The sequence below is a fragment of the Streptomyces sp. NPDC045967 genome (assembly GCF_056430495.1).
In genome coordinates, this window is sequence record NZ_JBWKLE010000026.1 from 32,395 (window position 1) to 45,823 (window position 13,429).

Annotated in this window: 10 protein-coding genes; 6 read left to right on the top strand and 4 right to left on the bottom strand. The window is 69.6% G+C overall.

The genetic code is table 11. The features are described from left to right. Positions 1–11 precede the first annotated feature (11 nt). The 3 genes from AC07FY_RS30885 to AC07FY_RS30895 all read left to right on the top strand — a co-directional run bounded on the left by AC07FY_RS30885 (position 12) and on the right by AC07FY_RS30895 (position 1,966). A complete protein-coding gene (locus AC07FY_RS30885) occupies positions 12–296 on the top strand; it encodes a helix-turn-helix domain-containing protein (RefSeq protein WP_479013029.1) in 285 nt (94 codons plus the stop codon). A gap of 314 nt (positions 297–610) precedes the next feature. Next, the gene (locus tag AC07FY_RS30890) at positions 611–817 is read left to right on the top strand and encodes a helix-turn-helix domain-containing protein (RefSeq protein WP_479013032.1); all 207 of its coding nucleotides are present in this window, start codon (positions 611–613) and stop codon (positions 815–817) included. 162 nt (positions 818–979) lie between these two features. Next, a complete protein-coding gene (locus tag AC07FY_RS30895; RefSeq protein WP_479013035.1) occupies positions 980–1,966 on the top strand; it encodes a tyrosine-type recombinase/integrase in 987 nt (328 codons plus the stop codon). Between the two features lie 79 nt (positions 1,967–2,045). Here AC07FY_RS30895 and AC07FY_RS30900 read toward each other — a convergent pair whose 3' ends face one another. The 4 genes from AC07FY_RS30900 to AC07FY_RS30915 are packed head-to-tail and all read right to left on the bottom strand — an operon-like array spanning position 2,046 to position 6,971. Then, positions 2,046–3,389 carry an AAA family ATPase gene (locus AC07FY_RS30900; protein WP_479013038.1) on the bottom strand — a complete coding sequence of 448 codons (1,344 nt, stop codon included), beginning with the start codon at positions 3,387–3,389 and terminating at the stop codon, positions 2,046–2,048. Next, positions 3,386–4,897, bottom strand: coding sequence for a hypothetical protein (locus AC07FY_RS30905; protein WP_423635055.1), 1,512 nt, complete (start codon positions 4,895–4,897; stop codon positions 3,386–3,388). The genes AC07FY_RS30900 and AC07FY_RS30905 overlap by 4 nt, the downstream gene beginning before the upstream one ends. Further along, complete coding sequence (locus AC07FY_RS30910) at positions 4,894–6,018, bottom strand: hypothetical protein (protein ID WP_479013041.1); 1,125 nt, start codon at positions 6,016–6,018, stop codon at positions 4,894–4,896. The genes AC07FY_RS30905 and AC07FY_RS30910 overlap by 4 nt, the downstream gene beginning before the upstream one ends. 53 nt (positions 6,019–6,071) lie before the next feature. After that, entirely contained in the window at positions 6,072–6,971 is a 900-nt protein-coding gene (locus AC07FY_RS30915) for a hypothetical protein (protein ID WP_479013044.1), read from the bottom strand. A 139-nt stretch (positions 6,972–7,110) separates the two neighbouring features. Between AC07FY_RS30915 and AC07FY_RS30920 the strand changes: the two genes are divergently transcribed. From AC07FY_RS30920 to AC07FY_RS30930, 3 genes are read left to right on the top strand one after another with little or no spacing between them, the layout of a single operon-like run. After that, a complete protein-coding gene (locus AC07FY_RS30920) occupies positions 7,111–8,736 on the top strand; it encodes a PD-(D/E)XK nuclease family protein (RefSeq protein WP_479013046.1) in 1,626 nt (541 codons plus the stop codon). Further along, positions 8,733–9,929, top strand: coding sequence for a pPIWI_RE_Y domain-containing protein (locus tag AC07FY_RS30925; protein ID WP_479013049.1), 1,197 nt, complete (start codon positions 8,733–8,735; stop codon positions 9,927–9,929). The genes AC07FY_RS30920 and AC07FY_RS30925 overlap by 4 nt, the downstream gene beginning before the upstream one ends. Continuing rightward, a complete protein-coding gene (locus tag AC07FY_RS30930; RefSeq protein WP_479013052.1) occupies positions 9,922–13,368 on the top strand; it encodes a pPIWI_RE_Z domain-containing protein in 3,447 nt (1,148 codons plus the stop codon). The genes AC07FY_RS30925 and AC07FY_RS30930 overlap by 8 nt, the downstream gene beginning before the upstream one ends. The last annotated feature ends 61 nt before the right edge of the window (positions 13,369–13,429 follow it).

The window sequence follows — 13,429 nt, forward strand, 5'->3', positions numbered from 1 at the left end:
CAACACCACCCATGCCGCCACGCCCTCTCGTCATCGGACCCGCCGGACACGCCGCCGCCCACGCCATCGAACGCACCCGCACCGCCCGCGGCTACTCCCAGCGTCAGCTCGCCGCCCGGGTCACCGCACTGGGCCGGCCCATGACCTTCACCGCGCTCTCCCGCATCGAACGCACCGTCCGCCGCTGCGACATCGACGACCTCGTCGCCATCGCCACAGCCCTGGGAATCGCCCCGCAGACCCTCCTCGCCGGCCCCCTCATGCCCCCAGGGCCGGCCGGGGTGGGCGAAATATAGCCGACGATCCCCGGTTAGCGAAACCGGGAATCTCCGGATGATTGGGGGTCCCGGAACGCTCGCCGTGCCGGTCCCTGCCAGAAGTCTGCCCACCTCCCCAGAGGATGCCTTGCTCGATTTGCCTACGCGCCGATTTCATATTCTCCGCCGCGCACACGTAGCCCCGCTCGCTTCCTCTTCTGCTCCGCTCGGAGATCCCGGCCGTACGTAGAAGCCCTATTCGACGAACTCGCGGAATCGGCTGGGCTTGTTGCCTCCCATCCCAGTTAGATCTCTCCATTCCCGTCGCTCTTTCTCACGCAAAGGAACCGCCTATGGCCCCGCGCCTGCTGTCCATACCCGCCGTCGCCGCCGCCCTGGACGTTGACCGCCGCACGGTCTACCGCTTCATCGCCGCCGGCGAGCTGCCCGTCGTCGACCTGCGCACAGGACCGGCTCGCTCTCGCGTTCGCGTCCCGGCCGCGAGCCTGGACGACTTCATCAACAGCCGGGCGATTTCCGCGCCCGCGCGCCGCCGCTGACCAGGACCAAGTACCTCCGTACGCGAAACAGGAAGGACCGGAACCACGTACCTCCGGAAGCTGAAGTCCGGCAAATGGCAGGCAACCGTCCGCAACCGGGTTGGAGACCGGTTCAGCGAGTCGTTTCCCCTCAAGGCGCAGGCCCGCGCCTGGGGTACCGATATGGAGACGCAGTTCGCCCGCGGAAGCATGCGGGACCCCCGGGCGGGCGAGATGGCGTTTCACGAGTGGCACGCTCGCTGGTGGCAGGCCCGCGTCGTCGAGCTCCATACGCTGCGCGGGGACGCCTCCAGCATCAAGAACCACGTGCTGCCCCACTGGGCCGACTGGGAGATGCGGGCCATCACCCGTATGGACGTCCAGAGCTGGATCCGCGGATTGGTCGAGAAGGGGGTCGGTGCCTCGGCGATCAAGAGGGCGTACAACCTGCTGTCGTCCATCATGCGTGCGGCCGTCGACGACGATGTCATCGCGGTCAGCCCCTGCCGGAACATCGACCTGCCGCAGATCGCGATCAGGCCTCCGCAATGGTTCACCCTCGATCAGGCGCAGAGCATCGTCGACGAGCTCCCGGCCCCATGGCGCACCATGTGCCTGCTCGGCTTCTACACGGGTCTGCGCTGGGGCGAACTCACCGGCCTGCATCGCCATCGGATCGACCAGCGCCGTTCCCGCTTGTTCGTGGTGGAGGTCAACACCAAGAGCGGCATCAAGGAGTACCCCAAGAGTTCGAGGAGCCGCCGGGAGGTCCCGCTTCCGCTGCACGTCCTGGACGCGCTCGACCGGCACATCCACCCGCTCGACCGTGACGCCCTGGTCTTCACCACCGTCACCAAGGGCCGCGCTGGCCGTCGCCTCGACGACGGCAACTGGCGCCGCCAGACCTGGTGGCCTGCCATTGAGAATGCCCACTACTTCGGCACCGACGGGGAGAAGCTCCCCGTTCCGCACTATCCGCCCCACTCCATGCGCCACACCTGCGCTTCGTGGCTCGTCCAGAAGGGAGTCTCGCTCTACGAGGTCCAGCACCTCCTCGGCCACGAGAGCTTCCAGACCACCCAGCGCTACGCCCACCTGCAGCCGGACGCGCACAAGGCAGTGCTGGCAGCTTGGGAGCGTTTGGACGTCCCGCTGGCCTTTGCAGCGTAGACAACTCGGCCTGTCCACTGGCGTGCGTCGGATGCGCGCTGCGCCCTACGTACAGGGCGAGCTGAAGGGCGGCCTACAGCTATGGACGAGCTTGTTTCTCCAGGTAGTCCATGACCACTTGGTGCGCCCGCCACCCGTCCGGGAACTTCGGTGGTACGTCGAGGTAGACCGGGCTGCTGCGGGGATGCCGGTCCAGGAGGTCGGTGATGCCGGCGCGGGCCACGACGATGCAGGCGAAGCGGTGGCGGGAGAGCAGGACGCACAGGCGCCCCGTCTCCAGATGGAAGGCGGAGGCATCCTGACGGCCGGAGAGCGGGTGCCAGACCAGTGTGACGTCGAACTCGCGGCCCTGGAGACGGTTGGCGGTGTCCACGGTGATGTCCGTGAGACCCCGCTTCTCCAGTCGCGACCGTACCGAGTCCGCCTGGATCGTACGGGCGGCTCCGATCGCGATGCGGGACTCGATGAGCGGCTCTCCGTTCACCAGCGCCCCTCGCTCCAGCAACCGGGCCGCCGTTTCTGCCAGTGCTTCGGCCACCTCGGGGTCATCGTCGAGAGTGTGCCGAGCGGGAAGCTCCAGCAGACCCCAGCCCGACCCGGCCGCGCAGGCGAGGACGGCGTCCGACGGTGTTGCACGGTGAGGTGCGGTGCCATAGGTGAGGACGCGGTCAGCCGCCTTGGTACCGGAGATGAAGGAGTAGAAGGGATAGAACGCCTTCTGCACGAGAGGGGCTGCCATCTCCGGCAGCCGCCAGGAGACCGGGAGCTCGTGTCGCAGCAGGTCGGAATTGTGCGCCAGCGCCACGTCGACGGCGTTGCGCAGCGGGTCCCAGGTCAGTCCCTGCCAGCGGTCGGTGTCCACTGTGGCGAAGGGATCCAGCTGCCCGGGATCGCCGACGAAGAGGACTTGTGAGTCCTTTTCGGAGAACAGCGGTGCCGTCGCCAGCAGCGCGTCCGACCGCATCTGGTAGGCCTCGTCCACGATGGCCCAGCGCCATGGAGCACACTTCTCAGGTTTGACGTACGACCATTTTTTGGCGGTGGAGACCACGACCGCCAGCTCGCGGAGGGCGTCTGCCTCATTACTGCCCCGTACATTCGCGTGTCGGCTCACGCGCTCGGGAAGACGGAAGCCGTTCGCGTGCAGGCGCCCGAGGGGAAGAGCAGGGTACTCCCGGGCGATGTTGTCGACCAGGTCGTCGACCTGTTCGTTGGTCTGCGCGACGATCATCACCTGATGGCCGGCCGATGTCAGGTGGCCGGTGGCGCGCTTGACCAGCGTGGACTTTCCCGCGCCCGGTGGAGAGTCGACCACGATGCCGCGTCCGGTGGCTAAGTCCAGGCCGGACAGCACGTCTGCGACCGCCCGGTCAGCGAGGGCGCCGGGTGACGTGCCGCTGTCGGGTTCCGGAGTGGCTGTCATTCCCAGACCTCTTCCGCGTCCTCGTCGGTGGGTTCGTACGGCTGTGGCGGACCGCCGTGGGTCCAGGGGGTGTCCTCCTCGGCTGGGAGCGAGGACGGCATGTTCTTGGGATCGATCGACGTGAAGGTGACCGTCTCGCCGAGGTCGGCCATGGTCCCCTCAGGCGCGGGCGGCTTGCGCTTGTTGCCGAAGCCACCGTTCAGCTGGATCAGCACGGCGGACCCGGCTCCGTCGGGGGCGACGTCTAGGATCTCGGCCTTCTGCCTCGGTCTTGCCGGGGACTTAACCGTCGTCCCCACCGCCATGGACACGGGAATTTCGCAGTGCACGGTGATCGTCGGGCGCCACAGAGGGGACCCGGGCCGCGCCCCGGGGATGGTGCGCTCTTCCTCCCGGGCCGTGACCACGCCTGTGAAAGCCTCGCCCGTCAGTTCGTACTCCGCCATCACCAGCGGATCGTCATACGCGCGCTCGGCGTCATACCGCTCCTGGGCCTCCTCCATACGGGCGAGGCGGCGGGCTGCCCCCACCGCGTGATCGCGGCGGGCCTGTGGGCGCCCGTCGTCGTCCAGGTAGGTCGCGTACTCGCCGAACAGACGCCGGTCATATGCCCGCCGTTCGGCGACGTGGTCTCCTGCGGGAAGCTCGCGTAACAGGCGGACGCCGTGCCACATCAGCTGCCAGGTCGGCAGCATCTGGGCGTGCAGCTCGCGGTCGATGGTGCGAGCGGCGGCGTCCCGCGCCCGCTCTCCGGTTGCGCCGTCGTACTTCGTGATCAGTTCGTCGAGCGTGCGGTCGAAGACCGGATCGGTCGCCGGCCCGGCGGGCGGCCACGCCGCAGGGTCTTCGCGCTCCCGGGCGGTCTCGGCCCCGGTGCGTCCGGAGGGGGGATCGATCCAGCCGAGCAGGGATGCCAGGTTCGCGTTCTCGGTGGGGCTCTGCCCAGTGGCCCAGTGGGCGGAGAGGGTCCGCGTCATGGCCTGGAGCAGGGCGGAATCCGGGAACTCGGCCCGGTCGGCGAACCAGGTCAGCCACTTTCCGAGCAGGGGTACGGATGGGGAGACGGCATGCGGACCATCCGTCGCGCGCAGCCGGGTCAGACGGCCCAGCAGCCGGACGTACGTGATCCCCCCGGCGTTCGGGACGAGGAGCTGGGGTGCGCGCAGGGGTCGCTCCCGCTCCTCCTTGTCCTTGCCGCGCCCGACCGTGTACGGCTCTTTCGGCGCGGCGCGGCATTCCTCGAAGTAGGGCAGGAGGAGGTCCGCGAGGCTCTCGACGAAGCCGAAGCGCTCGGTTCGGTCGTGGGGGCGGCGAACCGTCAGAAGCGCCGGGTGGTCGGGATCCGTCCCGGCGAGAGCGGCGAGTGGCGCGCAGGCCTCGCCGGCGAGGGTGAGCGGGACGAGGACGAACGGGGTGTCGTCCACATGCTCGTGGCGCACGGTCGTCAGCCGCTCGGCGTATTCCGACGTGGATGCCCGCAGGGCGGCCACCGTGGCGATGACGCTCACGCGGTCGCACCTCCACGCAGACGACGGAGTCGTTCGGCGGCCCGCAGCCGGATGATGACCGCCTCCTCGGCGGGGCCCGGGGCGCTGGTGCCGTCGAGGTGGCGGAGGGCGGTCCGGGTGGAGTCGATGCCGGGAAGACTGTTGCGCACCACTCCACCCAGCCGGGCCGGGGAGGCGCAGTCAGTGGCCTCGTCCCGGCAGTAGCGGGACATCTCGCAGAACGAGAGGCAGTCGGGGGTGAAGCTGGCGTCCAGCTCCCGCATCGTGGCGTCGATCTCGGCCTTCGGCCGTTCGGTGTCGAGCGTCGCGTCGGGAGAGAGGGCGTGGGCCAGGTCTTCGGCCCGGCGCAGACGCGATAACTGGAACCGCAGGGCGTCGAGTTCCTGGCGGAGGTCGATCAGCTTTCCGTAGGGCCGGTTGGAGAAGTCCTTAGGGCAGATGAGAAGGAACCTGTGGGCGATCGCCTTGGGATCGAGGCCGAGTTCGGTGAAGGTCTGCCGCAGGGCGAGGACGCTGACCGCGGCCTGTTTCGTGGTCTGGGCAACCGCCGAGGGGTTCGCCTGGCCGTCGATGGCCGGGAAGGAGCGGATCTCCACCACGTAGAACTGTCCGCCGGTGCGGTGACTGAGGGCTTGCGGTATCACGTGGGCGGTCTGACCGGCGACCTCCAGGGTCAGGACGGGGCGGTCCAGGATCAGACGCTCGTCGGCGCCGGCCGCCAGGCGGTTCAGAAGCCGCCGACTCTCGCCCGCCCGCATCGCGAGCGAAGCGTCGCCGCCCACCTCGGTCAGATCGGCTACCGCGGCTTCTTCGACGGGGACGTCGAGTTGCTCCCGGAGCAGGCGGATAAGCTCCGCGTAGCCGCCCCATTTGACCAGGGCCTCGAAGCTCTGCTCGCGCCGGATCGCGAAGGGGGACTGGCCGAAACGCGGCTCATGGCCCAGGCGTTGGGCGAGCAACGCCTTGTCCACGCCCGCTGCGTCGAGTACGGCGCGGCGGGAGCAGGCCGGGTTGGCCGTGAGAGCGGTGATCTTGCGTGCCGTGTACTCCTGCGGGGGTCGCGGTCCGCGCAGGACGGCGAGCCTTCCCGGAGAGGGGGCAGAGGGGTGCTGCGGAGGCATCTTCTCTTCTTACGCGGAATTCTGTGGCGGCACCGGAGGAATCCGGTAGTCGGTCAGATGGTGAAGCCGGCTGAACCACGCAGGGCATTGTGCAGGGGCGGGGCCCCGAAGAGCTGCTGTACTTCTGTGAGTTGGCCGCGTGCGCGGTCGGCGGTCGTGCGACGCAGGGAGTAATCCGCCTCCTGGTGCACTGCGGCCTCCGTGCGTGCTGCGGAGATCACGCGTTCGGGGTCGATTTCCTCGTCGTCGTACGCACCGGGGATGTTGAGCGCGAAACGGCGCAGCAGTTGGCGGGCCGCGCCGGAGGGTGCGTGTCCGGAGACGTCGAGTCGCAGGATCTGCTCGGCGGTGCCGATGGCGTGGACGAGGAAGTCGGCACGCGGGCTCAGCGGGCCGACGATGCGCTGCTCCAGGGGCCAGACGGATACGGCGAGGAGACCGCGGGCGGGTGTGAGCCGGTCGTGGGTGAGGGCGGCACAGATGTAGTAGGGGCGGGCGTAGCCCTGTGCGGTGAAGGACCTCTCCTCGTCGCGACGGAGCGAGGCGAGTTTCGTCGCGACCAGCGGCTCGGTGAAGAAGGCCTGGTATACGGATGAGATCAGTTTGGGCGACGCGGGAGCGCCGAGCAGGGTGAGTGCCTGGTGCACCTGCTCGCGGACCGGGACGGCGCCGTGGGTGGACTGCTTCCCGTGGGCCTGGAGCCGGAACGAGGATGCGGTCCCGGCGGTGGTGGCAGGTGCCGGGGACCCGGCGGGTGAGGAAGGAGCCGCGGCAGGTGGCGCGGCCCCCTCCGCCTCCTCGGCGTCGAGGGCTCGCTCCCACGCGGCCTCCGCCTCGCGCAGTTCGGCGCGGATGCGGGCGGTGGCCGCGTTGTCGCGGGCGCGTCGAGCCTCTCGCAGGAGGGCGCGCAGGCGCGACAGGCGTTCCTCGAGCTCCTCCAGCGATGCGGTCATGGGCGCACTGTATCGCCGATCCCTCTGATTTCCAAGGTTCTCCAAAGAGTTCCAAAGTTGTGCGCTACGCTCGGCGGCACGGCCTCGGGGTTCACGACGGTCGGCCTAACTCCGTGCTTCGGCCGGGAGGGGGAACGACATGACGTGCGACGTGCCGTGGCGTGTGCCGCAGTGGATGACGGGGGACGAGGGGCCGGTCCGGATCGGGCCGGGCACAGGAGGGGGAGCGGACGAGCCGCACGTCTGCCCGGCCCGCGACGCGGCGAAGGCCCGGCCAGGACTTCGGGCGCGGGTGCCGTCGCAGCTTCCCCGGGAAGAGCACGAGACCTTCACGCTCGGTCCCGTGTGCGCGGCACTGGACCGTATCGAGTTCGGCGGCGCCACGGTGGACGAGGCGCTCGGAGCCCTGTCCGGCCACCGGCCTGCTCTGCACGAGGGGCACCGGACCTACGTGGAGCACGCGGTGCGGCAGTACACGAGCCAGGGGCCGGACGCCTTCGTGCCCGTTCAGCCGTACTGGGCGGTGCGCAAGGACAATGGTCGGCGCTGGGAGCTCTACGCATGGTGGCGCCGCTACCAGTCGGCCGACGGCACGGTGCGCGAGTACCGGCGGCTGAGACACGGGGACGCCCGTGCGTCGAGCCGGGGTGAGATCGCGGTCGCCGCGTACACCGCGGCGTTCGGAGCCGACGCGGCGTGGCCGCGCCGCTGGAACCAGGAGTTCGTGATCCACGGCTCTCCCGGGCCCGTCGCGAGGGTCAGGATCATCGAGATCGGCCTGGGCGACGGATCGCGGACCGTTCAGTTCGACGGAACTGCGGAGGAGGCCAAGGCGTACTACGAGGCGCACGGCGGCCCCCACGTGAGGAATGTGGTCAGGGGCGGTCCGGAGCGCCCCGGGGCGGCCTGCTTCGACTGCAAGCAGTTCACCGGGTGTGAGGCGGTGCCCCGGTCTCCGGGGGTACTGGCACTGCCCTCCCGCCGGTTACCGCTGCGGAAGGTGTCCATCAGCGACCTCAGGTACCACGCCGCCTGCCCTGCGCAGTCCCTGCTGCGCTCCCTGCACCTGCCGAAAACAGGCGAGTACAGCGACGCGGCCAAGCTCGGCCAGGCCGTGCACGGTTGGGTCGAGGCGCTCCACCGCCGCACCGGCCCCATTCCCTGCACGCGCGGCGACATGCCCCCGCCGGGGGAGAACTGGACCGCCGGCCGGTGGAGGGTCCCGGACGAGGAGGCGGAGACGGGCCGCGCCATGCTCCTGCAGCATGTGGACTCGTGCCCCTTCCAGTTCCCCGGGGCCATCGAGCGGGTCGAATGCGAACCGACCCGGGTGTTTCACGACACGGCGGCCCAGGCCCTGGTCGTGGCCAAACCCGACCTGCTCTACAGGGAGGACGGTTCCTGGGTATGGCGGGAGCTCAAGACCACCCGCACTCCTGCCCGCATCGGCAAGGATCCGTTGGACGCGTATCCGCAGCTCGCGCTGGCCGTCGTCCTGCTTGCCCAGGGGGAGCTGGGCGGTGACCCCTCCGGATCGAGGGTGGAACTGGAGGTCCTCCGTCCCGATGGATCCGACCCCCACGTCATCGACCCGATGGACGCGGAGCGCCTGGCCAAGGCGCGAGCGGTGCTCCGACGGTACGCCGGCCCCTGGCGCGAGGACCGTGCGTGGGAGGCACGGCCGGGCGGGCACTGCCACCAGTGCCCGGTCTCGCGGTGGTGCCCGAGCGCCCAAGCCCCTGCCGACGCGGAGGAGAAGGCATGATCACCCAGACCCCACCGAACTCCGGGGCAGCCCGATCCGGCCTGGTCTCCCGACCGTCCGCGGGCTCGGACGAACCCCTGCTCCGGGAGATCGCCAGTGCGCTGGTCCGTCTGTCCCGGCAGCGCGGCGTGCCCCACCCGATCTATCCGGCCCAGGTCCAGAACGCCTACAACCGACTCGTCCTGCACTGCCTGCGACAGGGAGTCGAACCGCCGGGCAGCATTCCCGAGATGGTGCGCTGGGCCTGCGAACGACCGCTGACGGGCTGGCCGCTGGACCTGCCTCCCGAAGCCCGTGGGGCCGCCGGCACGCTCGTGGATCCCCAGACGAGACTGCCGCACCAGCTCTGCCTCGAGTGGGAGGTGGATGCGGCGGACCCCGCCGCGGAGATCTTCGAGAACCAGCGCATGCTGGAGGCACTCACCGTATGCCGGGCAGCAGGCGATCCTGCGGCGTACACCGCCTTCCGGTCCCTGCTGACCACCCGGCCCGTGCTCACCGGCGCGGAGCTCGCCCTGCTCGGCGGGGACCCGGAGTGCGGACTCCTGCTCCACCACGTCATCAGACAGTGCTACGAACCCGTCCCTGCGACCTATCGACGCGACGGCGGGTACCAGCAGTGCGGACGCTGCCGCTGCCTGATGGTGCCACTGCCCGGCGGAGGTCACCGCTGCGAGCTGGACCGCTGCCGCCGTGACGCCACCGCGGCTGTCCCCGTTCCGGTACGTCCCGACCGCAGCGGGCTCCACCAGCTCAGCCGCCCCCTGCGGATGTTCGTCACCAGTCCGGGCCTGGCAGAGAACGACATCGGGTCAACCCTCAAGAGACGCTTCGGCATCGACGCCGAGATGTGGCCCCAGTTCGACGCGTACGACTTGCGCGTCCCGCTGCCGGGAGGCCGGTACTGGGCCGTGGACGTCAAGGACCGGGTGAACCCGGTTTTGCTCGCACGCACACTCACCCGCTTCCGGGCCGACCCGCCCTTCGACCGAGCCTTCCTGGTCGTGCCCCGCTATCGATTCCGCGAGAACGAGGCGTACGGACGACAGTTCCGCCGAAATCTTCCCGAAGATCTGGCAGGGAACATCACCCTGCTCGACGACCGGACCTTCCTGCGTCTCGTGGCCGAGCAGATCGCCGACCGGACGGAAGCCGCCGGATCCCCTCGCCGCCAAGGAGACCACGATGCGTGATCGCAGCAGCTGGCACCGTCGTTGCTCCCGCCAGCTCACCGATGTATGGCCGGATGACCTCGGTGCGTTCCGGGTCGCCGATCTCCTCGACGTCGAACTGGGCCTCTATCTGCTGCAGAGCGTGGCGCCCACGCGCGCCGCACTCGACGTGTGGCCCCTCCTCGGCGGATACCCCCACAGCGAAGCGCTCGGGGACGTCCGCTCCGACGAACAGCGGCTGCGCATCCTGCGCGCCCGCCACCACCTGTGGGTCCTCAGACGCGGACACGCTTGGTCTGAAGCGCTGGAGTCGTACCTACGCGTGCCGCAGCAGCTGCGCGGATACGACCTCGAAAGCGTCGACGCGGTCCCGCGTCAACGCGTACCCGCCCGGGCAGCGCGTCGTTTCGAGGTGTTCGAAGAGCTGCTCACCACAGGACCCGAGTTCGCGACCCGCCATGTTCCGCTCGCTGGGTCGGGCGAGCACACCTTCCGGGCCCAGGACCGGCTCCACTCGGTCGAGATCACCGACGACCTGCTGTTCGGCGCCGTGCCCAGGTCGCACGCCCTCGACGCGGCACCCGCCGGGCGAGGGGAACCCGTGGACGTGACCTGGGAAGAACTCGAGTCGGCGGCCGCAGCGATGGACGCGAAGGAGGAGGTCATCGGCGGCTCCCGAAGCGGATGGCGCGGTCGACTGAGCCGTGTCCGGTTACTCGTCCGGGACGAGGCCCTTGGTCGGTTCACGCGGGGCGAGCGCCTCAGGATCGACCAGCTGCTCCACATGGTTGGCATGGTCGGTGCGGGCAAGTCGACCCTCCGCGACATCCTCACCTACCACCTGGTCACCCGGACGTCACGCCGTGTCACCCTGGTGGTCGGCGACGTCGCCGAAACCCTTGCCGTCGTGGAGCTGTTCAAGCGGCTGGGAGTGGCGGCGGCACCCATCCTCGGCCACTCCACGCGAGAGCGGAACATCGGACGCCTGCACCGCCGCACCGCGGTGGCGGGCGCCGACACCATGCTGGGACACGACCACCCCGGCTTCGCGTACCTGAGCAGCGCCTGCCCCGTGGACGTCCTGCGCGGCATGGAGGCACGCAGGCCCCTCGGCATCAGGGAAGCCCCGTGCCTCGGGCTGTACCCCGCCGTGGACCAGGAAGAGACCCCCGACGATCCACTGGTCGAAGCGGAGAACCCGGCCGGCCGAAGGCCGCGCCCCAAGCCTCAACGAAGGCTGTGCCCGCTGTGGAACCGCTGCCCGAGACATCGCGGCGCCCGGGACCTCGTCGACGCCCGCGTCTGGGTTGCGACCCCCGCCGGGCTGGTGCACAGTTCCGTGCCCCAGCACCAGCACGACGAGCAGATCCGTTACCTGGAACTTGCCTGCCGACTCAGCGACGTGATCATCGTCGATGAGGCGGACCGCGTGCAGATGCAGCTCGACACCGTGTTCGCCCCGGCCAGCACCCTCGTCGGCACCTACCCGAACTCATGGTTCGACGAGGTCGCCGTCCACAAGTTCCAGCAGATGGCGCGAGACGGGCGACTCCAGCTGTCCGAACGCGACGTCGACGACTGGACGAACGCCGTCAACACCGTGAGTGCCGCCACCGACCGGCTCTATTCGCTCCTGGTAAAGGACGGGGAGCTGAGGCAGTGGATCAGCGTCGACTACTTCAGCGCGTTCACCCTGCACACCCTGCTGATCGACAGCTGGTTCCCCGGACGGGAAGCGGGCGACCAACCACCGCCCGCAGCGCGGCTGCTGGACGAGGCGCTGCTGCGCTTCCGGGACGACCCCCTGCACGAACACGAGAGCACGGGTGACGGCGACCAGGTGACCCCCCTGGTCAACACCTTCGTCCACCTGACCCTTGAACTGCTCCACGCCCCCCAGGGCGCCCGCACCCGGGAACGGCTCCGATCCACCCTCACTGCTGTCGTGGGCCACGACTCCGGAGCCCTGGACCGGATCGACGTACAGGCCCGACGCTTCGAGTTCACCCTGCTCCTCGCCGCGCTCCACAGCCGACTCGACTTCATGACCATCCTGTGGCCGCGCGTCGAGGCCGCACTCCACCTGGAGAACGCGTCGAACGTCCTCTCCCGCAGACCTCCGAAGGACTACGAGGCGGTCATCCCCGAATCACCGATGGGCAACGTCCTCGGCTTCCAGTTCCGCCTCACGGACTCGGAGCGCGACGGTGACCGCAGCGGTGAGCTGCGCTTCTTCCACTGCAACGGCGTGGGGCGCGAACTCCTCATGCGAATGGGCGACCTGTGCCGGGTGGACGGCCGACCCACCCCCCACGTCCTGCTCATGTCCGCGACCAGCTGGGCCGGCACCTCCAGCCGGTACCACCTGCACGCCGACGTAGGAGCCGTGCTTCGCCCGCGGGACGAGGAGGTCGAGGCGGTCCTCGGCACCGAGTTCCGCAAGGAGTTCCTCCACTGGCCGGGCAGCGAAGGACCGCGGCCCTTGCGGCTGTCGGGCTGCCCTCCGAAGGAGCGGCCCCAGGCGCTCGTCGAGATGCTCCGGCAGCTCGCGGTCCCTGACCGCAGCCTGCCCGGCGCATCGAGCATGCTCGACACCGAGCTGGACGAGATCCCCGACCAGGATCGACGCCGCATCCTGCTCCTCGTCGGCAGCTACGACGAGGCGCGGCGCGCGGCCGAGTACCTCAACGGAATCCCCGAGTGGAACGGCCGTGTCGTCCAGCTCGTCTCGGACGACGCGGACGCCGACACCGCCTGGGCCCGGATGCCGGAGGACCCCGCGGTGCACACCCTCACCCGAGGCGACGTGCATTCCTTCGCGAAGACCGGCGGCGAACTCCTGGTCGCGCCACTGCTCGCAGTGGAACGAGGGCACAACATCGTGCTGAGCACGGGCAAGGCGGCGATCGGCAGCGTCTACTTCCTCGCCCGGCCCCACCCGCGACCCGACGACATCGCCCTCGCCATCCAGTCGATCAACGACTGGGCGGTACGCCAGCTCCGCGACACCGGAAGGGTCTTCACACAGGCGACGCTCGCGGCTGCCACGCCGCACCAGGCCGCCATCGGGTTCCGCAGTCGCGCACGCCGCCAGTGGAACCGGTACCTCACCCGCCGAATGGCCTGGTCCAGCCTCCGGGACGACGAGAAGGTCGCCTTCACCTGGGACCAGCTGGTCGTGATGTGGCAGGTGATCGGCCGCCTCGTACGCGGTGGTGTGCCCGCCAGGGTGGCCTTCGTGGACGCCGCCTTCTCACCCCGCGAGGCGGGATTCGAGGCTGTCGACACCCCGGACACCAGCCTGCTGGCGAGCATGCGCGCCGTGCTGGCCCCCTACTTCGACGAGCCCGACGTCGTCGCTAAAGGTGCCGAAGCCCCGCCGGAACCCTCTCCGATCGACAAGTCACTCGTCCACGAACTGTACGAGCCGCTCTATCGCGCCCTCGTCGACATGGGCTGAGACCGCGGCCGCCCGTCCGCACCCCACACCTGTTCCCGCACCTCCCTCCGATCTGAGGAGA

What these genes read in the sequence shown, in the direction of transcription:
- AC07FY_RS30885 (WP_479013029.1), top strand. Translation starts at nt 12, where the DNA reads ATGCCGCCACGCCCTCTCGTCATCGGACCCGCCGGACACGCCGCCGCC.
- AC07FY_RS30890 (WP_479013032.1), top strand. Translation starts at nt 611, where the DNA reads ATGGCCCCGCGCCTGCTGTCCATACCCGCCGTCGCCGCCGCCCTGGAC.
- AC07FY_RS30895 (WP_479013035.1), top strand. Translation starts at nt 980, where the DNA reads ATGGAGACGCAGTTCGCCCGCGGAAGCATGCGGGACCCCCGGGCGGGC.
- AC07FY_RS30930 (WP_479013052.1), top strand. Translation starts at nt 9,922, where the DNA reads ATGCGTGATCGCAGCAGCTGGCACCGTCGTTGCTCCCGCCAGCTCACC.
- AC07FY_RS30910 (WP_479013041.1), bottom strand. Translation starts at nt 6,018, where the DNA reads ATGCCTCCGCAGCACCCCTCTGCCCCCTCTCCGGGAAGGCTCGCCGTC.
- AC07FY_RS30920 (WP_479013046.1), top strand. Translation starts at nt 7,111, where the DNA reads ATGACGTGCGACGTGCCGTGGCGTGTGCCGCAGTGGATGACGGGGGAC.
- AC07FY_RS30900 (WP_479013038.1), bottom strand. Translation starts at nt 3,389, where the DNA reads ATGACAGCCACTCCGGAACCCGACAGCGGCACGTCACCCGGCGCCCTC.
- AC07FY_RS30915 (WP_479013044.1), bottom strand. Translation starts at nt 6,971, where the DNA reads ATGACCGCATCGCTGGAGGAGCTCGAGGAACGCCTGTCGCGCCTGCGC.
- AC07FY_RS30925 (WP_479013049.1), top strand. Translation starts at nt 8,733, where the DNA reads ATGATCACCCAGACCCCACCGAACTCCGGGGCAGCCCGATCCGGCCTG.